This window comes from Ruegeria sp. AI2 (assembly GCF_056541275.1).
The window spans coordinates 229,267-254,977 of sequence record NZ_JBQFYB010000002.1 but is presented as its reverse complement, the minus strand read 5'-3'; the positions used below and the strand labels follow the sequence as shown (position 1 = coordinate 254,977).

Sequence of the window (25,711 nt, the reverse complement as noted above, 5' to 3'; positions counted from 1 at the left end):
CGGCTTAGTAGATGCTGGTCGAGAAATAGTTCGACGTGATCTTCTCATGCGTGCCATCGGCAAGAATTGCCGCGATGCCCTTGTTCAACGCCGCAAGCAGGTCATCCTGCCCTTTACGAACGCCTGCACCGACACCACGCCCCAAAATGGCGGGATCGTCCTTCACGGCACCTTTGATTTCGCAGCAAGCACCGGCATCCGAATTCACAAAATCGGCCATCGCAATGCTGTCAGCTTGTGTGGCGTCGATCCGACCGGCAAACAGGTCCTGATTGGCCTCATCCTGAGTTTGATAGACGCGCAGTTCGGAATCCTTGAAGTATTCCTGCGCATAAGCTTGGTGGATCGTCGAAGCCTGAATGCCAATGACTTTACCCGCCAGCGATTCCGGGGTTGCTTCGATATCCATTGATTTATCGGCAACGATAACCGCAGGTGTGTTGTAGTAAGGATCGCTGAAATCAATGGTTTTCAACCGCTCCTCGGTGATCGACATCGAGGCCATGATGGCGTCGATCTGCTGCCCCGTCAGCGAAGGGATGATACCGTCCCAGGCCACCGGCGTGATAACACAGTCAAGTTCGGCAGCGGCGCAAACTGCATTGATGACGTCGATCTCCCAACCAACCCAGTTGCCTGAACTGTCCAGCGACGCGAAGGGCGGATAAGGCTCAGCCGCGATGCCGATCTTGACCTCTTCTGCACTGGCAACACCAGCCGAAAGGACAGCGGCGGCAAGACCGGACGCGAGCAGTTTTTTGACGTTCATTTTGTTACTCCCTTTAGGTTTATTTTGTTGTTTTTTGTAGTGGATCAGGCGACCGAGCTGAGGAACTGCTTCAATCGTTCTGATTTTGGATTTCCGAAGACCTCGGCAGGTGGACCCTGCTCTTCAATGCGGCCCTCGAAAAGATAGACGACATGGTTCGCGACTTCGCGCGCAAACTTCATTTCATGGGTCACAAGCAGCATGGTGCGCCCTTCCGCTGCAAGATCCCGGATCACGGTCAGAACCTCGCCGACAAGCTCTGGGTCAAGCGCTGAAGTTGGCTCATCGAAAAGCATCACCGAAGGATCCACCGCAAGCGCGCGTGCGATGGCGGCGCGCTGTTGCTGACCGCCTGAAAGGTAGGCCGGATAGGTGTCGGCCTTGTCACCAAGCCCCACCCTTTTCAGCAGGTCATGCGCCCGCGCGACAGCTTCGGCCCTTGGTACCTTAAGGACATGTACCGGTACCTCGATCACGTTTTCCAAAAGTGTGCGATGTGTCCACAGGTTGAACTGCTGGAAAACCATCGCAAGCCGCGTACGGATACGTTCAATCTGGCGGCGGTTCGAGGGGCTGCCGTCGGCATGCATTTCAACCAGCTCACCGCCGATGGTGATCTTTCCCGAGCTTGGTGTTTCCAGAAAGTTGATACAGCGCAGCATGGTGGATTTGCCCGAGCCCGAACCCCCAATGATGGCAACGACATCGCCCTTGTTCGCTGTCAACGAGACACCTTTCAAAACCTCCAGCGTGCCGAAAGACTTGTGCAGGTCCTCAACCCTTATCGCCTCTTCAGACGTAGTTGTTTCGCGTGCGGGTGATGCTGCTTTGGCTGTGTCCATATCCAAGAATCTTCTGATTTCAGCTTGCAGTAAGCCTCGAATCTCGCAATTATGCAAGTGTATAATAATTCCGTACCATGGATGACCCGGACGTGCAGGACGACAGCCGTAAATTTACACGTGAATCTGCCGAGTTTCGGCGCGAGGCGCTGATCCTGGCGACTTTGGACCTGATCGCCGAGATGGGTGTTCGGGGTGCCACTGTGCGTCAGATCTCGGCCCGCGCGAACGTGACCCAAGGGCTGATCCGGCACTATTTCTCATCCAAGGAGGAACTGGTTCAGGCTGCGTACGAACATCACATGAATACGCTAACCGATCAGACAGCTGCGTCGTCAGGGAAAGGCAGCGCAGTATCTCAGTTGACCAACTTCGTTGATGCGTCGCTGCGACCGCCAATCGTTGATCCAAGCGCTGTGGCCTTGTGGGCCGGCTTCCTGAACAAGGTGCAGCGGGATCCGAAAATGCAACGCATCCACCAGCAAACCTATAACTATTTCCGGGATCACCTTGAAAAGCTGATCGTCGCCGCATTGCAAGAAACCGGGCGTCCCGTCACCGCGTCGCAAGCGGCGCAACTGGCCATTGCCTGTAACGCGGTTATCGACGGTCTTTGGCTGGAAGGCGGTGCACTTCCAGATGCGTTTTCCGAAGGTCAATTGGCGCAGATCGGATTGGATTCAGTCAGCGCTATCGTCGGTATCCCATTGATCAAAGAAGTAGAGCAACCATGAAGACCACATCTGTGACAGAACGGTTAGCGGGTTTGGGCGGCGCCAAATGGGGCGTACATCTGAAAGCGCGCGACCTTATCAAAGCCGGAGCCGATATCGTCGAAATGACGATTGGAGAACCGGATGTACCCGTCCCGGACGCCTTGATCGAAGCCACCGTAACCTCATTACGGGCCCAGCGAACCGGGTACTCGAATGGACATGGCGAAGCTGGCTTGCTTGACGCGCTTGCCGCCCGCTATTCGGCTTCTCGCGGACGGGCTTTCGGGCCCGAGAATTTTCTGTGCTTTCCCGGAACGCAGACCGCTCTGTTCGCAGCCATGGCTGGCGTTGCCGAGGCCGGTGACGAAGTTCTGGTCGGTGATCCGATGTATGCAACCTATGAAGGGGTCGTTCGTGCGTCCGGGGCGGAAATGGTGCCTGTACCGCTGCGCCCGGAACACGGGTTTCGCATACAAGCCAAAGATATCGCCGAGCGCCTTACACCGCGCAGCCGCGCCATTCTTCTGACAACGCCACACAACCCAACGGGCGCGATCCTGACGGCCAAGGAGCTAACCGAGATCGGACAGCTCGCGATTGCACATGATTTGTGGATTATCTCGGACGAGGTCTATGAAGAACTGATCTTTGACGGGGCCAGATTTGTGTCGCCACTGGCAGACCCGGAACTGGCGGATCGTGTAATAGGCGTATCATCCATCTCGAAATCACATGCCGCGCCGGGGTTCCGCAGTGGCTGGTGTGTCGGGCCAGCCGCCTTCTGCGAAGCGCTGCTGCCCTATTCCGAGACCATGCTCTTTGGCAATCAGCCCTTCATCGCCGATATGACCGAAAAAGCGATCCGTGACGGGTCCGAGGTTGCCTCCGGCATGGCCGCCCGTTTTTCGGCACGCGCCACGCTTTTGGCTGATCGTCTCGAAGCAGAAACGGATCTGACCGTTCACCGGCCTCAGGCGGGAATGTTCGCCATGATCAACGTCTCCGCCACCGGGTTGGACGGCGAAGCCTATGCCTGGGACCTGTTGCAGACCGGGGTGGCTGTCATGCCGGGTTCCGCCTTCGGGGACAGCTTGAAAGACTGGGTGCGGGTCGCCCTGACGATCAGTGACACCGACTTTGCCACTGCGGTCTCTCGCATAATCGATCACGCCAACAGAAAATCACGCGAGGTTGCATGAGTGAAATGACCGTGGGCGAAGCATTGGTTGCCAGGCTTCGCCAAAGGGATGTGACCTGCGTCTTCGGAATTCCGGGCGTTCATACGGTCGAGCTTTACCGCGGGCTTGCAGGCTCGGGCATTCGTCACGTTACACCCAGACACGAACAGGGCGCAGGATTTATGGCCGACGGCTATGCGCGCGTGTCAGGCAAACCGGGTGTGGCCTTTGTGATCACCGGGCCCGGATTAACCAATACATTGACGCCGATGGCGCAGGCCCGCGCGGATTCAATACCAATGCTGGTGGTGTCTGGTGTCAACAAAACCGCATCGCTTGGCAGGGGTTTAGGGCATCTGCATGAATTGCCAGACCAGTTGAGACTGGCCAGAACCGTTGCGTTGTTGTCCGAACACGTTTCCGCCACCAACGCTCTGGACCCGGCCTTGGAATGCGTGTTCCACACCCTCACCAACGGTCGACCCGGACCGGTGCATATCGAAGTTCCGTTGGATATCGCAGCGGCTGATTATCAGGAAACACAGGTCGAACCGCTTGTCTCAGCCTCTCCGATTGACCCGGCTTTGATTACACAAGCCGCACAGCAACTGGCCAAAGCGAAGAACGTTGTCATTCTGGCGGGCGGCGGCGCAAAACGTTCCGAGGCTGGATTGCAGGCTCTGGCCGAAGCTCTGGATGCGCCCGTGGTGCAAACGGTCAACGCGCGCGGCCTGATGCACAGGCATCCACTGACTGTTCCGGCAAGCCCCAGCCTGAACGCCGTACGCGGCTTGATAGAAAGCGCCGATTGCGTCCTTGCACTGGGAACCGAGCTGGGCCCAACCGACTATGACATGTATGCCACCGGCCAAATTGCTAAAATGTCAGGGTTGATACGGGTTGATAGGTGCGGCGAGCAACTGACGCGACATGAGGCAGCGCTCATCATTCAAGGTGACGTCAACTTGGCTGTATCAGCGCTGGTTGACGCCTTGCCGCACAAGCCAAAGCAAAGCGATGGCGCGGAACGTGCAGGCAAAACACGAGACGCCGCCTGGGCGGAAATTGGTCCGGACTATCGCAAACAGGTGGAAATCCTCAACGCAATGCGTTCTGCGGTCCCGAACACCCTGATGGTCGGAGACTCCACCCAACCGATCTATGCCGGCAATCTTTTCTACGATCACGACCGGGCCGGAGGCTGGTTTAACGCGGCAACCGGGTACGGCGCGCTGGGCTATGGAATCCCCGCAGCCATCGGTGCTTCGGTCGCCGATCCGACAGCACGTGTGATATGCATCGCGGGCGATGGGGGCGCGCAGTTTTCTCTGCCTGAAATCATGGCCGCAGTCGACGAAGACCTGCCGGTCACCTTCGTGATCTGGAACAACCACGGATACCAGGAAATTGCCACGTCAATGCAGGATGCGGGCGTGACAGTCATAGGATGTGATCCCCCGCCTCCTGATTTTTCGGCGACGGCCAAGTCATACGGTATTCCATTCGCTTCGGTTCCAGCTGAACCGCAGGCTGTCGCGCAGGCATTGCGCCAAACTGTCGCCCAGAACGGGCCGGTAATGATCGAAGTCACCGCTCTGAAATTCGCAGCTCAGAAAGATTGAAACATGTCAGACCCAACCTTTGAGTTTTCCCGCGCCATCACCCGCCGTCCGGCTCCGACTATTGCAGGCGGGTTGCGTGCAGAAGATATCGGAAACCCGGATTTCGACGGGATGACAACGGCGCATAAGGCATATGTGGCAGCACTGAAAAGCACCGGAGCAGAGGTGATCGAACTGGATCCCCTGAACGCGTTTCCCGACGCGCAATTTGTCGAGGATACAGCCCTTTGCCTGCCGCAAGGTGCGTTATTGATGCGGCCCGGCGCACCTTCGCGGATGGGTGAAGTGGCTGAAATGGCGCCGACCCTTCGCGACTGCTACGACACGGTTCTGGAAATTCAGGGACCCGGCCATGTCGAGGGTGGAGATATCCTTGTTACCGGTCGAGAAATTCTGGTGGGCCGGTCAGACCGGACTGACGCGGAAGGTGTCGCCGAGCTGGCGAAAATCACCTCGGAGTGGGGGCACAAACTGCGCGAAGTTTTCACGCCCGAGGGCGTCCTACACTTCAAGACAGATTGTTCGCTGATGGACGCCGAGACAATACTGTCGACCCGACGGCTGGATGCATCGGGCTGTTTTGAGGGCTACCGGGTGCTGCATGTTGCGGACGGAGAGGAAGCTGCCGCCAATGCGATCCGCTTCAACAATCTGGTGCTGATGGCCGCCGGCTTCCCACGCACCGCTGAGATGTTGGATCGCGAAGGGTATGAGGTCGTAGAGATCGACAACACCGACTGCGCAAAGCTGGATGGTGGAATGTCCTGCCTTTCGTTAAGGTTCTAAGGGCGTAACCGGTAGCGTTCGATCCTTGGTGTTTCTTGCGAAAACCGTCGCCCGTACTGGTCTTTCCTTTCCCGCCATTCGCTCATAAACATGGGTGGCCGCCGATGATCTCGTCCGCCTAGTGTGACCTGCAACCGGTTGCAAGACTTTTGCGATGGTGCATAATGAATCTCTGATGCAATACACCTTGATATCTCTGACCATCAACGACCGGAGCCGCACTGCGTGAGCGTGACCCTGAAAGACGTCGCAGCCTTGGCTGGTGTATCGCGATCCGCGGTGTCGCGCACCTTTACCGAAGGCGCCTCGGTCTCTGCGAAAACACGCAGCAAAGTTGAAAAGGCCGCGCGAGAGCTTGGCTACAGTCCCAACGCCCTCGCCTCGTCCCTGACCACCGGGCGCACCAAGTTGATCGGGTTGATTTCGAACAACTTTCACAACCCGATTTTCCTTGAGGTGTTCGATCAGTTCACCCGCGCCTTGCAGGAACGCGGGCTACGCCCTTTGATCGTGAACCTGACGGACGAGACCGAGCCCGCAAACTCGGTCCGCATGCTGCGCCAGTATTCGGTTGACGCGGCCATCGTTGCCTCATCGACGCTGCCACCCAGCTTTGCCAAGGCGTTTCACGATGCGGGCGTACCGGTGGTGCATACATTTGGCCGCTCGGCCACCTCACCCGAAGTGCATGTCGTGGGAATCGACAATGTCGAATGCGGGCGCATGGCCGCGCGCGAGCTTTTGGCGCGCGGATATAAGCGTGTCGGCTATTTGGGCGGGCCTGAAGATGCAACCTCGGCGCTCGACCGGTATCGCGGGTTCATGGAGGAGTTGGCAGATCATCCCGATATCGAAGTAAGCCATTGTTTCGCAGGGGCTTATTCCTTCGAAGCCGGTCGCGCCGAAATGTTGCGCCTGTTGGCCAACACCCCGTCCGAAGCGTATTTCTGTGGCGATGACATCCTGTCTGTTGGCGCATTGTCCGCACTGGCCGATCACGGGCTGAAACCGGGTCAGGACATTGGAATCATCGGCCTGAACGACATGGAAATGTCGCGCTGGGAAAGCGTTAACCTGACAACGATCCACCAGCCGATCAAGCAGATCATCACCTCATCCGTCGATCTGGTTGTCGAGATGCTGAAAGAGCCTCAGCGCTATCCCGAGGCCCGTATTTTCCCCTGCCGCGTGATTGAACGGGGCACATTGCGGCCCCGCCCCTGATCAGCGAAACATCGGCGGTCGCGCGTCCTTCCACACGCCATCGGCCTTGCCCGATGCAACAGCCGCGTGAACGGCCGCAATGGACCGCAGCCCATCTGCCGCACCGGGCAGACCGTCGCGTCTTTCACCGCGGATCGCATCCGCCAGATCGCAATAGATGTTGGCGACCGCCAGAGGAAACCCCTCGGGGTGCGCAATGGCGACACGCGACAGGCGTTGCACCTCGTCGTGCAGACCGCCCTCACCCTTTTCGATGATCTGAGTACGCCCCCCGACCGGAGTATAGATCAACTGGTTAGGCTGTTCGGACGCCCACCGCAACCCACCGGTTTCGCCAAAGACCTGAATGTCAAAGCCATGCTGCCGCCCGATCGCCACTGATGATGTCCACAGGCGCCCAACCGTGCCGCCCTCCATCCGGAAATTGATCATTGCATCATCTTCCAACTCACGGCTGGCTATGGTCGAGGCCATGTCGGCAGACAGGGTTTTCACCTGATCGTCACAGATGAAACTGGCCATGTGCAACGCATGGATGCCACAATCGGCAAACTGCCCCGAAACCCCGGCCATCGCTGGGTCATAGCGCCAGCGCACGCGCGGGTTATCCGCATCTGTGGCGTCGCCATGATGACCGTGGCTGAAATTGGTCACCACCAGACGCACCTTGCCGATATCGCCTGCGCGCACCATCGCGCGGGCCTGACGCACCATCGGATAGGCAGAGTAACAGTAGTTCACCGCACAGATCCTGCCCGAGGCTTCGGCCACGCGCACAATCTCTTCGCCCTCTTCCACCGTCATGGTCATCGGCTTTTCACACAACACGTTAAAACCTGCCTCAAGATAGGCCTTGGTAATCTCAAAATGGGTCGAGTTGGGCGTCGCGATGGTTACCAGATCAACCCGATCCTCGCGGTCTTTTTCGCCAGCCAGCATCTCTTGCCAGTCACCATAGGCACGATCGGCAGCAACACCCAATCGCTGCGCGTATTCGCGGCCCACGTCGGGCCGGTGATCCAGCGCGCCAGCTGCAAATTCGAACAACCCGTCCGCCTGCGCCCCAAGGCGGTGTGCAGGGCCAATCTGGCTGCCTTCACCACCCCCGATCATGCCCCATCTCAACTTAGCCATGGTCATTGTCTCTCATTGGAATTGTCTCGTAGAGCGATCAGAAATCGCTGATGTCCTGCCACTGCCGCTGATCGGACGAGGCCAGCGCGGCGGCCAGCACGCGGTTGACCTCATGCCCGTCGCGGAACTTGGGCCAGATCGCCTCGCCGGTGTGAATGGCCTGTAGAAAGTCCTTGGCCTCGATGATGATCTGGTCCTGATAGCCGGTTCCGTGGCCCGGACCCTGACAGAAGGGCTCATAATCCGGGTGCGCGGGGCCGGTCAGGATCTTGGTGAACCCGCGCGCGGCTTCGGGTCCTTCGCGCTTGTACAGCCACAGCGCGTTCTGGTCCTCCTGATCGAATCGGAGCGCGCCTTTTGTGCCCGAAATTTCATAGGCATAGCCCATTTTCCGACCCGTCGCGACGCGGCTGAAATACAGGTTTCCCATAACCCCGTTTTCAAACCGACACATCATCTGGGCATGGTCGTCATTTGTTACCTCACCTCCGGGGCGGGTTTTGTGAACGGTCTCAACATCTGCCATCACCTGCGCAATGGGCCCGATCAGGGCCAATGCGCCGTTGACCATATGCGGGGCAAGATCGCCGATTGTGCCATTGGCCCTACCGGTTGTGCGCCAGGTGGCCGGAGCCTGCGGATCTGCATAGAAATCCTCGGTATGCTCGCCCCGGAACCACGTGATGTCACCAATCGCGCCATCGGCAATCAACTGGCGGGCATATTGGCTGGCGGGTGTGCGGATATAGTTGAACCCCACCATGTTCACCGCCCCCGATGCCACTGCCGCGGCAACCATCGCCCGACTGTCTTCAAGCGATGCACCCAATGGTTTCTCGCACAAGACCGGTTTACCCAATGCAAAAGCCGCTTCGGCAATCTGACGATGTGTTGACTGAGGCGAGGCGATCACGATTGCCTCGACCCTGGGGTCTTCAACCAACATGCGCCAGTCATCGGTTGCCCGCTGAAATCCATAGGCCGCCCGGTAGCGTTCGGCACTGTCAGGGCTCGACGCGCAGATGACCTCAAGCCGGGGGCGCAACACCGTGTTGAACACCGCACCGACGGCCGACATGGCAACGGAATGGGCCTTGCCCATATAACCGCCACCCACGATTCCCACTCCGATTTCAGGCATCTGCCATGGCCTCGCACATTGTGTTTGCAACCGGTTGCAAAATCAGTATCGTGTGAATCGATTCAACGCAAGGTCCAAACTTTGCCCACCCCACTTTGCCGGAGGACATGACGTGAGCGCTTTGATGGAGGGTATCAAAGGAAACAGCTTTGCCGTTCTGGGGCGTGCGGGTATGGACCTTTACGCAGACCCGATCGGTGTCAAAAGCGAAGAGGCCGATACGTTCCATGCCGATCTTGGCGGCTCGTCCGCGAATATCTGCGCCGGTCTGGTCAAGCTGGGCAGTCAGGCATCCTTGATCACCTCCGTCTCGGACGATGCAATTGGTCGGTTCTGCCTCAACCGGTTGCAACATTACGGGGTGGATACCTCTTATATCCGCGTGTTGGGGGGTGAGTATCGCACCTCTCTGGCCCTGTATGAAAGCCGGACCGAGAACTTTCAGAATGTCATCTACCGCAACGGTGCGGTCGATTTTCAGGTTACTGACGCGGATGTCGACAAGGTTGACTATTCATCCTTCTCGGCCCTGATCTCGGCTGGCACTGTCTTTGCGTCGGAACCCTCGCGCAGCGCCACGTTCCAAGGGTTTGAAAACGCGCGCAAAGCTGGTCTTCCGATCATTTTCGATGTTGATTACCGCCCCTACAGCTGGCCGTCGCCGGAAGTTGCCGCTGACGTTCTGTCCCGTGCGGGCGAAGCCTGTGACCTGATTGTCGGCAATGATGAAGAGTTCGGGTTCATGGCCGGCGGCATGGAAAAGGGCTTTGCCAAGGCACAGGACCTTGCCAGGAAACCGGGCCGGGTTGTCATTTACAAGATGGGCGAAAAAGGCGCCGTGACGCTGGCGGATGGGCAGGAAATCAGAACCGGGATCTACCCAGTGGACGCCATCAAGCCAGTCGGGGCTGGTGACAGTTTCATGGCAGGTCTTCTGGCTTCGATCGCGGCGGGGCACGCGCTGAAAGACTCGGTGATGCGCGGTTCCGCCTGCGCATCCATTGTCGTTTCCAAACCCGGCTGCGCCCCCGCCATGCCGACGACCCCCGAACTGAACGCGTTCCTCGCCTCTCACCCCGGCCCGACCACATAGGAGTATCCCATGCATATCGCGCCCTATGACAATCAGAACAAGCCCATCGTTGACGCCGGTGATCCGACCGTTCCGCTGAACTATTTCAACATCGTCAAACTGAAAAAAGGCGAGGCGTTCGAATACCAGGTGCCGGGCTACGAGACCTGCATCGTCCCTGCAACCGGCAGCGTCGATGTGGATGTCGAAGGCGTTTCCTTCCCCAGTCTGGGCAACCGGGGCGAAGATGTCTGGGATGGCGAGCCCGAGGGCGTCTATGTGCCCGTCGGCGCAAAAGTGCAGATGGTCTGCGTTTCTGACGCGACCGAGGTGTTCATTGCCGGTGCCACATATGACAAGGTGCTGGACCCGTTCGATGTGCGCGAACACGACCTTGTGCAATATGGCAGCGACGACACCAAAACCCACCGCAAAATCAAACACATCCTTGGCCAAAAGCAACACGACAAGGTCGGCCGCCTATTGGTGAGTGAGCTGTTCACCGTCGGTCAGGGCGGCTGGTCGGGCTTTCCCAGCCACAAGCATGACACCAACCGCCTGCCGGACGAGACTCGCCACGATGAGACCTATAATTTCCGGTTTAAGCCCAACTGGGGCTCGGGCCTTCAGATGTTGCAGCGCGAAGATAACCAGCCGGGCGACGCCTATCACATCGTGGATGGATCGACCGTTTGCATCGACAAGGGCTATCACCCCTGCTGCGTTTTGCCGGGGTACGAGATGTATTATTTCACCATCCTCGGCGGCCTGACCCAGCGCTCGCTGGTGCAGTATTTCCAGCCCACACATGCCTATCAGATCGAGACCATTCCCGGCATCAAAGACATGATTGCGAAATTCAAATGACCCTCGTCACACTGAAAGACGTCCTGCAACCCGCTTATGAACAGGGCTATGCCGTAGGCGGGCTGGTCACACTCGGCTGGGAAGACATGCGCGCCTATGTAGCCGCGGCCGAGGCCGAGAATGCGCCCGTGATCCTGCAAGCCGGACCCAGTTGCCGCGAGCACACTCCGCTACCCGTGCTGGGCAATATGTTCCGGTATCTCGCCGAAAACGCATCGGTTCCGGTCGTTGCACATCTGGATCACGGCTATACCTTCGAGGACTGCAAGATCGCGCTGGACAGCGGGTTCACCTCGCTGATGTTCGACGGGTCACGCAAACCCTTGCAGCAAAACATCGATGAAACCGCCGCAATTGCCGAGATGGCCCATGCGGCAGGAATTTCCTGCGAGGGCGAGATTGGTTTTGTCGGGTACTCGGGCGGTGAAGGATCGAACGGCACCGACCCGGCAGAAGCGGCCCGGTTCGCACGTGAAAGCGGTGTGGATGCGATGGCGATATCGGTCGGCAACGTCCATCTGCAACAAAACAAGGAAGGCGGTCTGGACGAAGCCCGCATCGCCGAGATCGACGCCATGACCACAGTGCCTCTGGTCATTCATGGCGGGTCGGGCGTGCCGGTAGATCAGCGCATGAAGCTGTCCCGCGAAACCTCAATCTGCAAATTCAACATCGGGACCGAGCTTCGCATGGCCTTCGGCAATGCCCTGCGAGACGCTGTCAATCGCGATCCCGAGCGGTTTGACCGCGTGACGATCCTGAAAGAAACCCACGATCCGGTCGAAGCCGCCGCGCGCATGGTCATCCGTGCCTTTGGCGCACCACCGCAACGTTAACGCGCGCTTTCGCCTTCAGATCGAGCCGCCCTCGACCATGAAGTTGCCCGCGCTGCACATGGCGGCGTCGGCCGAGGCCAGAAACAGAACCATGCGCGCGACATAGACAGGCTCTATCGGATCGGGCAGGCATTGACGGTCCACCTGTTTGGCCAGCGCCTCGGGCGTGACCCACAGGTCTTTCTGGCGGTCGGTCATGATCCAGCCCGGCACAACCGTGTTCACGCGAATGCGGTGATCGCCCAATTCGCGCGCCATGGTGCGGGTCAACCCATGCACAGCGGATTTGGCGGTGGCATAGGCCGGAAAACCTGCCCCGGCCTCCCACCAGGAATTCGATCCGATATTGATGATCGAACCAGCGCCCTTGGCGATCATACCCGGGGCCACAGCCTGAATGGCAAAGAACATGTGACGGATATTGGTCGCCATCCGCTCATCCCAATAGTCAGGCGTGACTTCGCGCCAATCATGGCGGTCATCCTGGGCGGCGTTGTTGACCAGCACATCCGCCTCGCCCAGTTCCTCGACCAGTTGCTCCAGCGCAGCCCGCATCGCTTCGATATCGCGCAGGTCACATTGCGCAAAGGTGTGTTCACCGTCCAGTTCCGCCAGCAAAGCAAGGCCCGCATCCGCATTGATATCCAGAAACCCGACCTTCGCCCCTTGTGCGGCAAAGGCGCGAACGGTTTCCGCACCAATTCCCCCGGCCCCGCCGGTGATGATAACCGTTTTGCCCGCAAGGCTAGGGTAATTGGCGAAGTCTTGGCTCATCCGTCACGCTCCATGATCCATTCGACCTCGGGGGCCAGGGCAAACCGCCATTTGCGCAGCGGGCCCGCCATGACGTTCAGATAATACATCTCAAACCCATAGGGCGCGCCGCAAGGGTGATGGCCACGCGGAACGATCACAACATCGCCATCGGAGACAGCCATCGTCTCATCCAACTGGCCATCATCGGTATAAACCCGCTGAATTCCGAACCCGTTGGCCGGGTTGAGGCGGTGATAATACGTCTCTTCCAGATAGGTGATGCGGGGAAAATCATCCTCATCATGTCGATGACTGGGGTAAGAGGACCAGTGCCCATTGGGCGTAAAGACCTCGGTCACCAGCAGACTGTCGGCATAATCCTCGTTCTCCATCGCGATATTGTTGATATACCGCGTATTCACACCCTTGCCGCGTTCGGTCAGCGTGATGCCATCCGGCCCGATCCGGCGCGCTTTGTGGCCGCCCTTACCCGGGGCCGAGCACACCGCCACAACGCAGTCGGTTTCCGCCACAGCCTCCCACTCGGTTCCGTTGGGCAGATACAGGCTATGCGGCGGTGTCTTTTCGAACACGTTCATCCGGTCGCCCAATACACCCCAGTCCTGACCGGCCCCGGTGATCCGTGCCTTGCCTTCGACCATCACCAGAATGATCTCGCGGTCTCCTGTCGCCTCGGCCGCCCTGTCGCCCGTTTGCAGTTGATACAGCCCAAAACCCACATATCGCCATCCGGCACTGTCCGGGGTGATGTCATGTACCTTGCCACGGGTTCCAATAGGCTTCTTCAGCAGGTCTGCCATTCTTGTTCTCCTTATTGGGCGGGCCTAAACGGCCCGCCTGTATCGCCCTCAGGCCGCTTGCCGTGCTTGCAGGGCCAATAGCGCCTCGGACAGTCGGGCCTCGGCCCACCCTTCCGACACGGCCTGGCGCAATACGTCGGCCTGGCTTTCAGGCGCGTTGCCACCAACCGGCGGGTCGGTGTCCAGATTGGTCGGGAACGGATAGCCCTCAGCCGTTGCGGCAATAGCGGCATTCAGCTCTGCCGCACTCAGCGCCCCCCGTTGTTTCAGGGCGACCAGCGACGGAAATACCGCCTGCGACATGGACTGCCGGTCAACCATCTCCATCGCACGACCGAAGGCAGACGAGACCTGCAACAGGTTCGCCATCCGCTGAATATCCGCACTGCTGTTTTCCCCGGCAGCGTGGAACAGCGCCGGATTGAAGAACACCGCATCCCCCTTTTCAAGGGACAACTGAATGTAGTTCTCTTCGAAAAACGCCCGGTGTGCCGCATCGTGAAAGGCCAGATATCCCGGCGCATAAAGCTGCGAAAAGGGCAGCAGTTTGGTTGGGCCGCTTTCCACGGGCATGTCGCAATGCGCAACCGCCCCCTGCAAGGTCAGCGAAGCCGTCACCAGATGGGCATGGGCCGGATACCGGGCGGCGCTGTCGGCGGTCTGGAAGCCCAGATGGTAATCCCGATGCGCCTGCTGTGCCTTGCCGCCGGGGCGCACCTGATTGATCTGCGCGGTCACTTGATAGTTCGGCCCCAGCCAAGCCTCGCAAGCCGCTGCAATGACCACATTCCCGAAATAGAGCGCAAAGCCCTCGGGATCGCGCAAGCACTGTTTCTGTAACGCGTTCCATATCCGGTCATTCGCGCCCGAGGCTGCAAAGTGGTCGCCTTCCCCCGCCCCGCCCTGACGTTCTTCCTCGATGATCTGATGGAACACAGCGGTCGCCCGGTCGATCACGGACGTATCCGCAAATGCGCCTTTTAGAACGATCACGCCCGCCGACTTGTCCAGCACATACGCCCATTCCGCCAGCAGCGCTTTTCTTTGATCTGCCTTCTCCAGCGCTGGGCGCAGCGCACGCATATCATAGATCGGAACGTTCTTTTGCACCGATGCGGCGTGAGGCACCGCACCGGCTGTCAGGTTTTGCGAGGTCAACACCTTGAATTCATCCAGATCGCAGGATTCCCGGTCAAAATAGCCGACATATCCAAGGTCTTGATGTACCATGACAAACTCCTCTTTCATGGCTTCGGTGTTGCCCCGAGGGGCGGTGATTAAACGGTGATCTCCAACCCTGCCTTGCCGCAAACCTCGACGATATGGTCATAGCCCAGTTTGGAGTACTCATAGGGCGGCGCCTTGACGGGGTCCTGCTCTGCCTCGACCACGATCCAGCCGGTGTAATCCATTGCTTTCAACGCGTTGGCTACGGCCTGAAAGTCGATGCACCCATCACCCGGCACGGTGAACGCGCCGGCGATCACCGCATCCAGAAAGCTGCGATTGTTCTCGCGCGTGTCCTGCACGATGTCCGGGCGGATGTCCTTGAAGTGGACATGGTGCACCCGGTCGCCCCAACGGTTCAGCGTGGCCATCACATCGCCACCGCCAAATAGCAGATGGCCCGTATCGAAACACAGCTTAAGTTCGGGGCCTGAACCCTGCATCAGCCAGTTCACCTCATCTTCGCTTTCGATGATCGTGCCCATGTGATGGTGATAGGCCATCGGCATACCCTGATCTGCCATCCATTTGGCAAGCTCGGTCAGCTTGGCCGCATAGGCCAGAACCTCGTCTTTGGACAGCTTCGGGCGGTCATTGACCGGCGTTCCGATCTGCCCCTGGACGGTATTGGAACACTCGGCGTAAACGATGCAGGGGCTGTTCAGCGCAACAAACTGTTCGACCTGTTCACGCACGACAGCGATTTCGGCATCCAGGTCATTGACCAGAGTACTGCCCGAGCACCAGCCGCCACACAACGCGATGTCATTGGCCTCCAGATAGGCGCGCAACCCTTCGGTGTCGCCGGGCATCCGCTGACCCCGTTCAACACCGGTATAGCCGATCTCGCGCGCTTCTTTCAGCGCCTGCTCCATCGTGTAGGCTGCGGTCAGGTCCGGCAGATCGTCATTCTGCCAGGCAATCGGAGAGATACCGATCTTCACGCTCATTTGGTGTTTCTTTCCTTGATGGCGACCTCATAGGCCGCACGTTTTTCGTTAACTTCCGGGCGGATGCTGACCTCGGGCACCGCCACTTCCCACCACGTTCCGCCGTATTCGGTCGATGGGTAGGGATCGGTGTCGATCACCACGACATAAGGGCCTCTGACCTCGGCGCGTTTGGCCAGTGCCGCCTCAAGCTCGGCGATCGAGCTGACCTTGACCGCGGTCGCCCCCATTGCTTCGGCATGTTTGGCAAAGTCGATCACCGAATTTTCACCGCCAATTGCGTGATCCAGCAGGTTGTTAAACTCGGCCCCGCCGGTTCCCATCTGCAAACGGTTGATGCAGCCAAAGCCACGATTGTCGGTGACCACAACGGTGAACGAAATCCCCATCATCGCCGCCGTCGCCATTTCGGAATTCGCCATCATGTAAGTACCGTCGCCAGTAAAGCAGATCACGTCGCGGTCGGGCTGGGCCATCTTGATGCCCATGGCACCGGCGATCTCATACCCCATGCAGCTGAAGCCATATTCCATATGATAAGCACCGGGGCGCGGTGCCTTCCACAGCTTGTGCAGCTCACCCGGCATCGTGCCTGCGGCACACATGGCAACGGTGTTTTCATTGGCCGCCCGCTGCACGGCGCCAATCACCTGCATATCCGTGGGAAGTGCATTGCTGTCCGCGGGCGCGTCGGTCAACGCATCGACCTTGGCAAACCACTCCGATTTCAGCGTCGCGGGCATATCAGGCGCGCGGAAACCGCCCAACGCACCGCTCAGGTCACCCAGCCCAACGCGGGCGTCAGCCTGCAGCGGCATCGCGCCGTGCTTTGCCGCGTCATAGGCGGCGGTGTTCAGGCTGATCAACTCCCGCTCGGGGTTTGCGAACAATCCCCAAGACCCGGTGGTGAAATCCTGAAAGCGGGTGCCGACGCCCAGCACCAGATCAGCCTCGGCGCAGATATCGTTGGCAGGCTCACCGCCGGTGACGCCAATCGGACCAAGGTTCAGGGGGTGATCCCAGGCCAGCGCGGATTTACCGGCCTGCGTCTCGGCCACCGGCACGTTGTGCGCTTCGGCAAAGCGCTGCAACGCGGCGGTCGCATCCGAATAATGCACACCGCCCCCAGCCACGATCACAGGGCGCTTGGCTGCCTTGATTGCGGCCACGGCTCGTGCCAATTCACCTTCATCCGGACGAATGCGGCGCTGATACCAGACGCGCGGCTCAAAAAAGCTTTCGGGATAATCATAAGCCTCGGCCTGCACGTCCTGACAAAAGGCCAGCGTCACCGGACCGCAATCCGCCGGGTCCGTCATGGTGCGGAAGGCACGCGGCAGCGCCGTCAACAGATGCTCCGGCCGGGTGATTCGGTCGAAATAGCGGCTGACCGGTCTGAAACAGTCATTCGCACTAATAGTTCCGTCCGAGAACACTTCGGGTTGCTGCAAGACCGGGTCAGGGCCACGCGTGGCGAACACGTCACCGGGCAGCAACAAAACCGGCAGGCGGTTCACATGGGCCAGCGCCGCAGCGGTAACCATGTTGGTGGCCCCCGGCCCGATGGACGAGGTGACCGCCATCGCCCGCCTGCGCCCCAACTGCTTGGCATAGGCAATCGCACAATGTGCCATCGTTTGTTCATTATGACCGCGATAGGTGGGCAGGCTGTCTTTCACACCGTGCAGCGCCTCGCCCAGACCAGCCACATTGCCATGGCCGAAAATCGCCCAGACACCTGCGATAAAGGGCTCTCCGGCCTCGTTCATCTGCGCGCCCAGATAGCGCACCAGAGCCTGCGCCGCGGTCAGTCGGACTGTCTTGCTCATCATGATCCCTTTCAACTCAGCTCCGCCTTTGGCGGCCTGCGGGTTTTCTCATTTGCGAAGGTGCCAGCTTTTGTATCAAAGCCTGAAAAAGTGGGGCGTCACGTGCCACCGCCCGATGGATGCCCCATTGGGGCATCCAAATTCTGTACTCTAAACCGTGCCGCCCAGCGATCCCTCAAGCTCGGCCATTTCCTGACCGCCCGCCATCAGGTCCTGCAACTGCTCTGGCGTGATCTCGCCACGCGTTGCTGTGCCCAGCGTCTTGCCCCGGTTCAAAACGGTGAACCTGTCGCCCACCGCCAACGCGTGACGCACGTTGTGGCTGATGAAAACCACGCCGACGCCCTGACTGCGCACCTTGTCGATGGTGGCCAGAACGTTCGAGGTTTGGCGCACACCAAGGGCCGAGGTCGGTTCGTCCAAGATCAGGATCTTGGCACCGAAATACACGGCGCGGGCAATGGCGACGGTCTGCCGTTCCCCCCCAGACAGGGTGCCAACCGCCTGATCCGGGCCGCGCAGGTTGATGCCCATCTTGCGCATCTCTTCCATGCAGACCTCATTTGCGTGTTCAACATCGAACCGCTTCAGCAGACCCTTACCCTTGGTCGGCTCGCGCCCCATGAAAAAGTTGCGCGTGACGCTCATCAGCGGGATCATCGCCAGATCCTGGAACACGGTCGCGATGCCTGCCTCCATCGCATCCCGAGGGGTGTCGAAATGCAGCGGCTTGCCCTCGAAAAAGATCTCGCCCTTGGTGGGTTTATGCACCCCGGACATGGTCTTGATGAAGGTCGACTTACCCGCGCCGTTATCGCCCAGCAGGCAGTGGCATTCACCCGGTTTGACGTCGAAACTGACGCCCGCCAATGCGATGATGTTGCCAAAGTGCTTTTCGATATCCTTCATTTCCACGATGGGGGCCTGATCGCCCGCCGCATCGCCGTGGTGGAACTTGGTATCTTCGGTCATATCAGCGCTCCCCGGTTACGCGTTTGCGGATCGCGTTGTTGAACAGAACGGCAATCAGCAGCATCGCGCCCAGGAACACCTGGAACCAGTCCTGATCGAAATCCGTATAGGTCAGTCCGATGACAACCATGCCAAAGATGATCGACCCAAAGAACGCCCCGATGGCCGAGCCATATCCGCCCGTCAGCAGGCAACCTCCGATCACGGCGGCGATGATCGCCTCGAATTCTTTCTGGAAACCGCGCCGCGCGTCGGTCGAGCCCGCGTCGATCACCGTAATGATGGCTACAAGTGCAGCACAGCAGGCGGTCAGCATGAACAGAGACACCTTGATCTTGCTCACGGGAACACCTGAATTCGATGCCGCAGTGCTGTCACCGCCCGCCGCGAAAATCCAGTTTCCGGCCGGGGTCCGCAGCAACACGTAGGTGGCTGCCAATGCCAGCACGATGAACCACAGGATTTCGACCGGAACGCCGGGTACCTTGGGTGCTCCGCTTTTGAAGGTGTCAATCATGCCGTTGGCCGCCAGCCAGGTAAACAGGCTGCCAAAGGCTTCGCCCGAAAAGAACGGTGCCAGCCAGTCGTTTTCAACCACGTCACGCACCCCGCGCAACTGGGTCGATCCTCCGGTCGCCGCCTTGAGGCCAACCAACGACAGACCGCGCAGAATAAACAGGAAAGCCAGCGTCACGATAAAGGACGGCAGGCCGGATCTTATGACGATATTTCCGTTTACTGCCCCGACAAATGCCGCGAATACGAATGTCATGGGGATCGCAATGATCAGTGGCAACTGCCATGTCACCACACAGACGCCGAAAAACAGGCCCGCAAACGCCACCATGGAACCGATGGACAAATCAAACTCGCCGCCGATCATCAGAAGGGCCGCACCGATTGCCAGAATGCCCAGCTGTGCCGCAGGTGTCATGAAGTTCATGACCCCGGCCAGGGTAAACATCGAATCGTCTGCTGTGATGGCAAAGAAGATGACCACCAGAACGACGCCCGCCATCGCACCGAGTTCGGGCCGTTTCATGAGCTTGGTCATGAAAGGTTCTTTCTTGACCCTTTCGTCCCCGGCGATTTGCGCTGAGTCACTCATCGTTTCCTCCCACTTGGATGGGAACGGCGCCACCGCGCCGCCCCGTTTTGTTCAGGTTGCGGTATGGATCAGCGGATGCCCTGCGCGGACAGCTCGATCACCTGCGTGGCCTTATCCTGAGTAATCAGGTTCGGACCCGAAGGAACGTTACCACCGGGCATCAGGCCGTATTTGGCGTGCAGGCCCATGAAGTTCACCGACAGATACCCTTGCAGATACTGCTGCTGGTCGATGGCAAAGGCCGCGTCACCATCCGCAATCGATTGCAGGAAGTTGGCCGACAGGTCGAAGGACGCGACATTCACATCACGGCCCGATGCTTTGACAGCGGCAACAGTCGGCTCACCGGCCGAGCTTGCACCCAGCGCCATAACCGTATCGACGGCTTCGTTAGCGGCCAGAGCAGCCGAGACTTTCGACTCGATTTCCGACGGATCGTTCGAGGTCGGCAGAACTTCGACATTACCGCCAAAGCCTTCCGCGAAACCTGCACAGCGCAGGTCCAGTGCAACGTTGCCCACTTCGTGGTTCACACAGATCGCGGTTTTGCCCCCCATCGAAGCCAGTTGTTCGCCCGCAGCTTTCCCGGCGTCAAACTCGTCCTGACCCACGTGCAGCAACGCACCCAGCTGTTTCGACACATCCGACCCCGAGTTGATCGAGATCACCGGGATGCCTGCGGCAACGGCGCGTTCGATCGACGGGCCAAGCGCATCCGCATCCGGGATCGAAACGATCAGGCCATCGGGCTCCTGGTTCACGGCAGCGTCGATCAGCTGCGACATGGCCACCATGTCGAAAGTTTCCGGAGCGCGGTATTCCACATTCACTCCGACATCCTTGCCAGCCTGTTCAACACCGTTCTTCACGACGTTCCAGAATGCGTCATTGGCCTGGCCATGCGATACGACCACGATGTCCTGCGCAAGAGCGGGCGTCGCCAGGGCCAATGCCCCCGCGGCAAGTGCACCTTTGACGAATTTCTTCATTTCAGTTTCCTCCCATTGGTTCAGTCTGATCTTGTGTTGGGGTACCGGCCCCAATCATCCGGCTGTGCCGAATCTCAGTGGCTGCGGCTCAGGGCCGAGCTGTCGTTAGTTTGAAGAATTTTGGTCATTTTGCAACCGGTTTCAAAATTTCCTCCATCCGGACGGGCTTTCCCGTCTGCGCTGACAGGGTCGCGGCCTCGGCCATCGCCAGCGCCGCCACACCATCCTGCAACGTGACGGGAACGTCGGAACCGCCGCCGACAGCATCAACAAATGCGGCCCATTCCACGCGGTAGGCCGGCATGTAGCGTTCCAGAAAGAAATAAGTCGGCTTCGCGCCCACAACGCCATTTGCCGTCGATTTCACGACGGTGTTTTCCAGCATGTTATGCGCCTGCAACAACCCTTCCGAGCCCAGCAATTCGACCCGCTGGTCATAGCCATAGGCCGCCCGGCGCGAGTTCTTGATGACCGCAATCCGGCCGTCTGCGTAAGTCATTGTGACCACAGCCGTGTCCACATCGCCTGCCGCGCCGATCTCTGCATCCACAAGCGACGATCCCACCGCCGTGACGGTCTGGGGCACATCCCCCATCAGAAAGTTCGCCATGTCAAAATCGTGGATCATCATGTCCCGAAACAGTCCACCGGACACTTTTACATAGCTGACCGGTGGCGGCGCCGGGTCAAATGACGTGATCGACAACAGTTCGGCCTCGCCGATTTCACCCGCGTCCAAACCGGCCTTCAAAGCCGCAAAATTAGGATCGAACCGCCGGTTAAACCCGATCATGACAGGTTTGCCGCGCCCCGCTACGGCGCTCAGACAGTCCTGTGCCCTCTGAAGGCTCAGATCGACGGGCTTTTCGCACAGAACGGCTTTGCCAGCGCCCGTGGCCGCCTCAATCAGGTCGGAATGCGTATCCGTTGGCGTTGCTATCAGAACCGCGTCAATCTCGGGATCAGCGATAATTTCTTCTGAACTGCGTGCCTCGGCCCCATATTCATCCGCGAGGCTGTTCGCCGCCTCGGGCAGCGCATCGGATATCGCACACAGCCTGCTCCCCGGATGGGAAGATATGGCCTGCGCATGAACGCGCCCAATACGCCCGGCACCCAGCAATCCGACCCTCAACATGCAGCTCTCCCGAATCTTGTTGTTGTGCGTAACAATGATTTTCTTTGCAACCGGTTGCAATATGTTTTTTGCATCGCCCCCGGATTCGCCAGCAGTTCCCGCAACCTCAACACGAATACCGCGCAAAAAACCGGTCTGATCTCAACAGGATTGCACTGCCTGACACGCATATTTCCGCGCAAATACCAACCTACGGGAATCCCCCAATATCGCCGCACGGTGAATCACGTTAGATTGTACGTAAGGAACACATACTACCACTCTGTGACCCCCTTAGAGGGGCTGGCATGACCCCCTCGTCCAGCCCCTCATACCACACCAAAAAGCCACAAGATCACGACGCGCCGACCAAAGCAGGCGCATGTCCGGTATTGAACTGGTTTGCAAATGGCGATCCCTGAAGGACTCGAACCCTCAACCTGCTGATTAGAAGTCAGCTGCTCTATCCAGTTGAGCTAAGGGACCGCTGCGCCCTTCTTGCGGTTTTTACCCGCGGGGTTCAAGAGGCAAGCGCATGAATGCGCTGTTGGGATCATCAACATACCCAAAGATAGGCCCGCAATAGGAATATCCCAGCGACTCATACAGCTTGCGGGCGGCATCATATTCGCGAAGATGGCTCGCCCCGGTCTCAAGTACCAAAGCCTCGCACCCCTCTGCGCCAGCCTGTTCAGCCAGATGCACCATCAGCACGCGCGCCAGCCCGCGCCCTCTTGCCTGCGCCAGAATATGCACTGATTTTACTTCGGCGGTTCCATCGGGCAGCGCTTTCAGCGCACCGCATCCCAATGGCTGCTGTCCGTCAAAAATGGCCCAGAACCGCACCCCCGGCCCGGCCAAGGCTTCAGCGTCCATCGTGTGGTTGCTTTCCGCAGGTCCCGCAGTTTCACCATGGGCAAAATGCGCATCGACAATCGGGCGCAATACGTCCGATGTCGGGTCAGCCTCTCGGATTTCGATCATTCAGTGCGTCCAGGGGCCGCGCCGGTCGGTTGCGAAATTCTCGCCATAGCCCCGCGCGCGCAGATTGGGTTTGCGCTTGTGCGGCTCGCTGACCTGCGCATCGATACCGTGGGCCTTGGCATAATCCAGCGCCTCTTCCCGCGTGTCGAACTTCAGGCGCACCTGAGCCTGCGTGTCGCTGGACGACGTCCAGCCCATCAGCGGATCAACCTCGCGCGCCGAGGCCGGGGCGTATTCCAGAACCCATTTGCGGGTCTTGGCCATCCCCGAGGTCATCGCATTTCTTGCGGGCTGGTAAATCCGTGCGCGCATGTCGCCTCTCCGTACTCACTTGGCTGAGCCCGTTTATGCGTCAGAGCGCGCCCGGGGGCAAGATTGCAATTGTCGCGGCCCTCGCCCTCGAACTCATGCCAGAAACTGTCATCAGGCTGGGATAAGGTCGCGCCAAACAAACGCAAGAACAATACAACGACTCACCCGTCGCACAGCCTCAGACGGCGTTACGGGCAATGATTCCGGATCGGCCCTTGCAGTTGGACAAAATAAGAACAAATGTAAGGGCCTGATGCCCGGAGCCTGCCTATGCCATACGCCCATTCCGACAAGACCCAACTGACCGCCGAAGACGTGCGCGCGCGCCTGAAACTGGAAGGCGGAAAGCAATTCGTGATGCATACCGAATTCAACCCGGCGGGTGATCAGCCCACGGCGATCAAGGAACTGGCGGGCGGCGTGCTGGACGGGGAACGCGATCAGGTGCTGCTGGGCGCGACCGGAACGGGCAAGACCTTCACCATGGCCAAGGTGATCGAGGAAACCCAGCGCCCCGCCATCATCCTGGCCCCCAACAAAACGCTGGCGGCGCAGCTATACGGTGAATTCAAAGGCTTCTTCCCCGAAAACTCGGTGGAATATTTCGTGTCCTATTACGACTATTACCAGCCCGAGGCCTATGTGCCGCGCTCTGACACCTACATAGAAAAAGAATCCCAGATCAACGAACAGATCGACCGGATGCGCCACTCGGCCACGCGGGCGTTGCTGGAACGCGATGACGTGATCATCGTCGCCTCGGTCAGCTGCATCTACGGTATCGGCTCGGTCGAAACCTACGGGGCGATGACGCAGGATCTGAAGGCCGGTCACGAATACGATCAGCGGCAGGTGATGGCCGATCTGGTGGCCCAGCAATACCGCCGCAACGATCAGGGGTTTCAGCGCGGCTCGTTCCGGGTGCGGGGCGACAGTTTGGAAATCTGGCCCGCCCACCTTGAAGACCGCGCCTGGAAATTGTCCTTCTTCGGCGAGGAACTGGAACAGGTCACTGAATTCGACCCGCTGACCGGCGAAAAAACCGACACGATGGACCATATCCGGGTCTACGCGAACTCCCACTACGTGACGCCGAAACCGACGATGCAGCAGGCGATCATCGGGATCAAAAAAGAACTGCGGATGCGCCTCGATCAGTTGGTCGGCGAAGGCAAACTGCTGGAAGCGCAGCGGCTGGAACAGCGCACCAATTTCGATCTGGAAATGCTCGAGGCCACCGGCGTCTGCAACGGGATCGAGAACTATTCGCGCTATCTGACCGGCCGCGCGCCGGGCGAGCCGCCCCCGACCCTGTTCGAATTCATCCCCGACAACGCCATTGTCTTTGCCGACGAATCCCATGTCAGCGTGCCGCAGATCGGCGGCATGTACCGGGGCGACTATCGGCGCAAGTTCACGCTGGCCGAACACGGGTTCCGCCTGCCGTCCTGCATGGACAACCGGCCTTTGAAGTTCGAGGAATGGGATGCCATGCGCCCGCAATCCGTCTTCGTCTCGGCCACCCCCGCCGCGTGGGAGCTGGACCAGACCGGCGGCGTCTTCACCGAACAGGTGATCCGCCCCACCGGCCTGCTGGACCCGCAGGTCGAAATCCGCCCCGTGTCGATGCAGGTCGACGACCTGCTGGACGAGGTGCGCAAGGTCGCCGCCGATGGCTATCGCACATTGGTCACGACGCTGACCAAACGCATGGCCGAGGATCTGACAGAATACCTGCACGAACAGGGCATCAAAGTCCGCTACATGCATTCCGATATCGACACGCTGGAACGGATCGAGATTCTGCGCGACCTGCGTCTGGGCGCGTTCGACGTGCTGGTCGGCATCAACCTGCTGCGTGAAGGGCTCGACATTCCCGAATGCGGGCTGGTCGCCATTCTGGACGCCGACAAGGAAGGCTTTCTACGGTCCGAGACCTCGCTGGTCCAGACCATCGGCCGCGCCGCGCGCAACGCCGATGGCCGGGTGATCATGTATGCCGACAAGATCACCGGTTCGATGGAACGTGCACTGGCCGAAACCGACCGCCGCCGCGCCAAGCAGATGGCCTATAACGAGGAACACGGTATCACGCCCGCGACCGTTAAAAAGAATGTCGAGGATGTTCTGGCCGGGCTGTATGAGGGCGACGTGGACATGAACCGCGTCACCGCCACCATCGACAAACCGATGCACGGCGCCAACCTCGAGGCGCACCTGAACGGGTTGCGCGACCAGATGCGCAAAGCCGCCGAGAATCTGGAATTCGAAGAGGCCGCCAACATCCGCGATGAGATCAAACGCCTGGAAGCGGTCGATCTGGCCATCGCCGACGACCCCATGGCCCGCCAATGGGCGGTCGAGAAAGCCTCAGAGGACGCGGTGAAATCGCGAGGGCGGTCAACGGCTGGCAGGCCGGGGCAAAGGGGTGGGAATGTGAAGAGAAGGAAGCGGTAAAA

Annotated in this window: 24 protein-coding genes and 1 tRNA gene; 9 read left to right on the top strand and 16 right to left on the bottom strand. The window is 59.2% G+C overall.

From position 1 onward, the window contains the following. Positions 1-4: 4 nt before the first annotated feature. Together ACR0LL_RS08740 and ACR0LL_RS08735 are read right to left on the bottom strand one after the other, a co-directional pair. Positions 5-769: a transporter substrate-binding domain-containing protein gene (locus ACR0LL_RS08740; protein ID WP_480475308.1), complete on the bottom strand. Its 765-nt coding sequence runs from the start codon at positions 767-769 to the stop codon at positions 5-7. Positions 770-813: 44 nt separating this feature from the next. Then, positions 814-1,611, bottom strand: coding sequence for an ABC transporter ATP-binding protein (locus ACR0LL_RS08735; protein ID WP_480558930.1), 798 nt, complete (start codon positions 1,609-1,611; stop codon positions 814-816). A 77-nt stretch (positions 1,612-1,688) separates the two neighbouring features. Here ACR0LL_RS08735 and ACR0LL_RS08730 point away from each other — a divergent pair, with 77 nt between their 5' ends. The 5 genes from ACR0LL_RS08730 to ACR0LL_RS08710 all read left to right on the top strand — a co-directional run bounded on the left by ACR0LL_RS08730 (position 1,689) and on the right by ACR0LL_RS08710 (position 7,137). Then, positions 1,689-2,345, top strand: coding sequence for a TetR/AcrR family transcriptional regulator (locus tag ACR0LL_RS08730; protein ID WP_480585771.1), 657 nt, complete (start codon positions 1,689-1,691; stop codon positions 2,343-2,345). Next, positions 2,342-3,526, top strand: a complete 1,185-nt coding sequence (locus tag ACR0LL_RS08725; protein WP_480585768.1) for a pyridoxal phosphate-dependent aminotransferase — start codon at positions 2,342-2,344, stop codon at positions 3,524-3,526. The genes ACR0LL_RS08730 and ACR0LL_RS08725 overlap by 4 nt, the downstream gene beginning before the upstream one ends. Continuing rightward, on the top strand, positions 3,523-5,127 hold the full coding sequence (locus tag ACR0LL_RS08720) for a 5-guanidino-2-oxopentanoate decarboxylase (protein WP_480585765.1): 1,605 nt from the start codon (positions 3,523-3,525) through the stop codon (positions 5,125-5,127). Before ACR0LL_RS08725 ends, ACR0LL_RS08720 begins: the two co-directional genes overlap by 4 nt. A 3-nt stretch (positions 5,128-5,130) precedes the next feature. Further along, positions 5,131-5,913, top strand: coding sequence for a dimethylarginine dimethylaminohydrolase family protein (locus tag ACR0LL_RS08715; RefSeq protein WP_480585762.1), 783 nt, complete (start codon positions 5,131-5,133; stop codon positions 5,911-5,913). A 225-nt stretch (positions 5,914-6,138) separates the two neighbouring features. Continuing rightward, entirely contained in the window at positions 6,139-7,137 is a 999-nt protein-coding gene (locus ACR0LL_RS08710; protein ID WP_480585759.1) for a LacI family DNA-binding transcriptional regulator, read from the top strand. On the opposite strand, the gene ACR0LL_RS08705 is transcribed toward ACR0LL_RS08710, so the two are convergent. Both ACR0LL_RS08705 and ACR0LL_RS08700 read right to left on the bottom strand, forming a co-directional pair. Next, on the bottom strand, positions 7,138-8,271 hold the full coding sequence (locus ACR0LL_RS08705; RefSeq protein WP_480558922.1) for a Gfo/Idh/MocA family protein: 1,134 nt from the start codon (positions 8,269-8,271) through the stop codon (positions 7,138-7,140). It lies immediately after the preceding gene. 37 nt (positions 8,272-8,308) lie between these two features. Beyond that, positions 8,309-9,412, bottom strand: coding sequence for a Gfo/Idh/MocA family protein (locus tag ACR0LL_RS08700; protein WP_480585756.1), 1,104 nt, complete (start codon positions 9,410-9,412; stop codon positions 8,309-8,311). Positions 9,413-9,536: 124 nt separating this feature from the next. Between ACR0LL_RS08700 and iolC the strand changes: the two genes are divergently transcribed. The 3 genes from iolC to ACR0LL_RS08685 are packed head-to-tail and all read left to right on the top strand — an operon-like array spanning position 9,537 to position 12,187. Further along, positions 9,537-10,505, top strand: coding sequence for a 5-dehydro-2-deoxygluconokinase (gene iolC / locus ACR0LL_RS08695; RefSeq protein ID WP_480585855.1), 969 nt, complete (start codon positions 9,537-9,539; stop codon positions 10,503-10,505). Positions 10,506-10,514: 9 nt separating this feature from the next. Next, positions 10,515-11,351, top strand: coding sequence for a 5-deoxy-glucuronate isomerase (locus ACR0LL_RS08690; RefSeq protein WP_480585753.1), 837 nt, complete (start codon positions 10,515-10,517; stop codon positions 11,349-11,351). After that, a complete protein-coding gene (locus ACR0LL_RS08685; RefSeq protein ID WP_480585750.1) occupies positions 11,348-12,187 on the top strand; it encodes a class II fructose-bisphosphate aldolase in 840 nt (279 codons plus the stop codon). Before ACR0LL_RS08690 ends, ACR0LL_RS08685 begins: the two co-directional genes overlap by 4 nt. A gap of 15 nt (positions 12,188-12,202) precedes the next feature. Here the strand turns inward: ACR0LL_RS08685 and ACR0LL_RS08680 are convergent, their stop codons facing one another. The 12 genes from ACR0LL_RS08680 to ACR0LL_RS08625 form a co-directional block, all read right to left on the bottom strand. After that, on the bottom strand, positions 12,203-12,961 hold the full coding sequence (locus tag ACR0LL_RS08680) for an SDR family NAD(P)-dependent oxidoreductase (protein ID WP_480585747.1): 759 nt from the start codon (positions 12,959-12,961) through the stop codon (positions 12,203-12,205). Further along, the gene (gene iolB / locus ACR0LL_RS08675) at positions 12,958-13,764 is read right to left on the bottom strand and encodes a 5-deoxy-glucuronate isomerase (RefSeq protein ID WP_480585745.1); all 807 of its coding nucleotides are present in this window, start codon (positions 13,762-13,764) and stop codon (positions 12,958-12,960) included. Before iolB ends, ACR0LL_RS08680 begins: the two co-directional genes overlap by 4 nt. A gap of 48 nt (positions 13,765-13,812) precedes the next feature. Next, positions 13,813-14,994 carry a phytanoyl-CoA dioxygenase family protein gene (locus tag ACR0LL_RS08670; protein ID WP_480585742.1) on the bottom strand — a complete coding sequence of 394 codons (1,182 nt, stop codon included), beginning with the start codon at positions 14,992-14,994 and terminating at the stop codon, positions 13,813-13,815. A 47-nt stretch (positions 14,995-15,041) separates the two neighbouring features. Further along, complete coding sequence (gene iolE, locus ACR0LL_RS08665) at positions 15,042-15,941, bottom strand: myo-inosose-2 dehydratase (RefSeq protein WP_480585739.1); 900 nt, start codon at positions 15,939-15,941, stop codon at positions 15,042-15,044. Continuing rightward, complete coding sequence (iolD, locus tag ACR0LL_RS08660) at positions 15,938-17,770, bottom strand: 3D-(3,5/4)-trihydroxycyclohexane-1,2-dione acylhydrolase (decyclizing) (protein ID WP_480585736.1); 1,833 nt, start codon at positions 17,768-17,770, stop codon at positions 15,938-15,940. Before iolD ends, iolE begins: the two co-directional genes overlap by 4 nt. Positions 17,771-17,920: 150 nt before the next feature. Next, a complete protein-coding gene (locus ACR0LL_RS08655; protein WP_480475274.1) occupies positions 17,921-18,742 on the bottom strand; it encodes an ATP-binding cassette domain-containing protein in 822 nt (273 codons plus the stop codon). A 1-nt stretch (position 18,743) separates the two neighbouring features. After that, positions 18,744-19,850 (bottom strand): ABC transporter permease, encoded by a 1,107-nt coding sequence (locus tag ACR0LL_RS08650; RefSeq protein WP_480585733.1) that lies wholly within the window; start codon positions 19,848-19,850, stop codon positions 18,744-18,746. A gap of 68 nt (positions 19,851-19,918) precedes the next feature. After that, positions 19,919-20,839 carry a sugar ABC transporter substrate-binding protein gene (locus ACR0LL_RS08645; protein ID WP_480486750.1) on the bottom strand — a complete coding sequence of 307 codons (921 nt, stop codon included), beginning with the start codon at positions 20,837-20,839 and terminating at the stop codon, positions 19,919-19,921. 124 nt (positions 20,840-20,963) lie between these two features. Then, on the bottom strand, positions 20,964-21,977 hold the full coding sequence (iolG, locus tag ACR0LL_RS08640; protein ID WP_480585730.1) for an inositol 2-dehydrogenase: 1,014 nt from the start codon (positions 21,975-21,977) through the stop codon (positions 20,964-20,966). 388 nt (positions 21,978-22,365) lie between these two features. Continuing rightward, positions 22,366-22,442, bottom strand: a tRNA-Arg gene (locus tag ACR0LL_RS08635). 21 nt (positions 22,443-22,463) lie between these two features. Beyond that, positions 22,464-22,940, bottom strand: coding sequence for a GNAT family N-acetyltransferase (locus ACR0LL_RS08630; protein ID WP_267366437.1), 477 nt, complete (start codon positions 22,938-22,940; stop codon positions 22,464-22,466). Beyond that, the gene (locus ACR0LL_RS08625) at positions 22,941-23,252 is read right to left on the bottom strand and encodes an ETC complex I subunit (protein ID WP_209507877.1); all 312 of its coding nucleotides are present in this window, start codon (positions 23,250-23,252) and stop codon (positions 22,941-22,943) included. A gap of 270 nt (positions 23,253-23,522) precedes the next feature. On the opposite strand from ACR0LL_RS08625, the gene uvrB reads away from it, so the two are divergent. After that, positions 23,523-25,709 (top strand): excinuclease ABC subunit UvrB, encoded by a 2,187-nt coding sequence (uvrB, locus tag ACR0LL_RS08620; protein ID WP_480585727.1) that lies wholly within the window; start codon positions 23,523-23,525, stop codon positions 25,707-25,709. The last annotated feature ends 2 nt before the right edge of the window (positions 25,710-25,711 follow it).

Bases quoted from the DNA above. Each gene is read 5' to 3' on its own strand.
- ACR0LL_RS08740 (WP_480475308.1), bottom strand. From the start codon at position 769: ATGAACGTCAAAAAACTGCTCGCGTCCGGTCTTGCCGCCGCTGTCCTT.
- ACR0LL_RS08645 (WP_480486750.1), bottom strand. From the start codon at position 20,839: ATGAAGAAATTCGTCAAAGGTGCACTTGCCGCGGGGGCATTGGCCCTG.
- ACR0LL_RS08655 (WP_480475274.1), bottom strand. From the start codon at position 18,742: ATGACCGAAGATACCAAGTTCCACCACGGCGATGCGGCGGGCGATCAG.
- iolC (WP_480585855.1), top strand. From the start codon at position 9,537: ATGGAGGGTATCAAAGGAAACAGCTTTGCCGTTCTGGGGCGTGCGGGT.
- ACR0LL_RS08725 (WP_480585768.1), top strand. From the start codon at position 2,342: ATGAAGACCACATCTGTGACAGAACGGTTAGCGGGTTTGGGCGGCGCC.
- iolD (WP_480585736.1), bottom strand. From the start codon at position 17,770: ATGAGCAAGACAGTCCGACTGACCGCGGCGCAGGCTCTGGTGCGCTAT.
- iolG (WP_480585730.1), bottom strand. From the start codon at position 21,977: ATGTTGAGGGTCGGATTGCTGGGTGCCGGGCGTATTGGGCGCGTTCAT.
- ACR0LL_RS08625 (WP_209507877.1), bottom strand. From the start codon at position 23,252: ATGCGCGCACGGATTTACCAGCCCGCAAGAAATGCGATGACCTCGGGG.
- ACR0LL_RS08730 (WP_480585771.1), top strand. From the start codon at position 1,689: ATGGATGACCCGGACGTGCAGGACGACAGCCGTAAATTTACACGTGAA.
- ACR0LL_RS08650 (WP_480585733.1), bottom strand. From the start codon at position 19,850: ATGAGTGACTCAGCGCAAATCGCCGGGGACGAAAGGGTCAAGAAAGAA.
- ACR0LL_RS08690 (WP_480585753.1), top strand. From the start codon at position 10,515: ATGCATATCGCGCCCTATGACAATCAGAACAAGCCCATCGTTGACGCC.
- ACR0LL_RS08720 (WP_480585765.1), top strand. From the start codon at position 3,523: ATGAGTGAAATGACCGTGGGCGAAGCATTGGTTGCCAGGCTTCGCCAA.
- ACR0LL_RS08680 (WP_480585747.1), bottom strand. From the start codon at position 12,961: ATGAGCCAAGACTTCGCCAATTACCCTAGCCTTGCGGGCAAAACGGTT.
- ACR0LL_RS08630 (WP_267366437.1), bottom strand. From the start codon at position 22,940: ATGATCGAAATCCGAGAGGCTGACCCGACATCGGACGTATTGCGCCCG.
- iolB (WP_480585745.1), bottom strand. From the start codon at position 13,764: ATGGCAGACCTGCTGAAGAAGCCTATTGGAACCCGTGGCAAGGTACAT.
- ACR0LL_RS08715 (WP_480585762.1), top strand. From the start codon at position 5,131: ATGTCAGACCCAACCTTTGAGTTTTCCCGCGCCATCACCCGCCGTCCG.
- ACR0LL_RS08700 (WP_480585756.1), bottom strand. From the start codon at position 9,412: ATGCCTGAAATCGGAGTGGGAATCGTGGGTGGCGGTTATATGGGCAAG.
- uvrB (WP_480585727.1), top strand. From the start codon at position 23,523: ATGCCATACGCCCATTCCGACAAGACCCAACTGACCGCCGAAGACGTG.
- ACR0LL_RS08670 (WP_480585742.1), bottom strand. From the start codon at position 14,994: ATGGTACATCAAGACCTTGGATATGTCGGCTATTTTGACCGGGAATCC.
- ACR0LL_RS08705 (WP_480558922.1), bottom strand. From the start codon at position 8,271: ATGGCTAAGTTGAGATGGGGCATGATCGGGGGTGGTGAAGGCAGCCAG.
- ACR0LL_RS08685 (WP_480585750.1), top strand. From the start codon at position 11,348: ATGACCCTCGTCACACTGAAAGACGTCCTGCAACCCGCTTATGAACAG.
- iolE (WP_480585739.1), bottom strand. From the start codon at position 15,941: ATGAGCGTGAAGATCGGTATCTCTCCGATTGCCTGGCAGAATGACGAT.
- ACR0LL_RS08735 (WP_480558930.1), bottom strand. From the start codon at position 1,611: ATGGACACAGCCAAAGCAGCATCACCCGCACGCGAAACAACTACGTCT.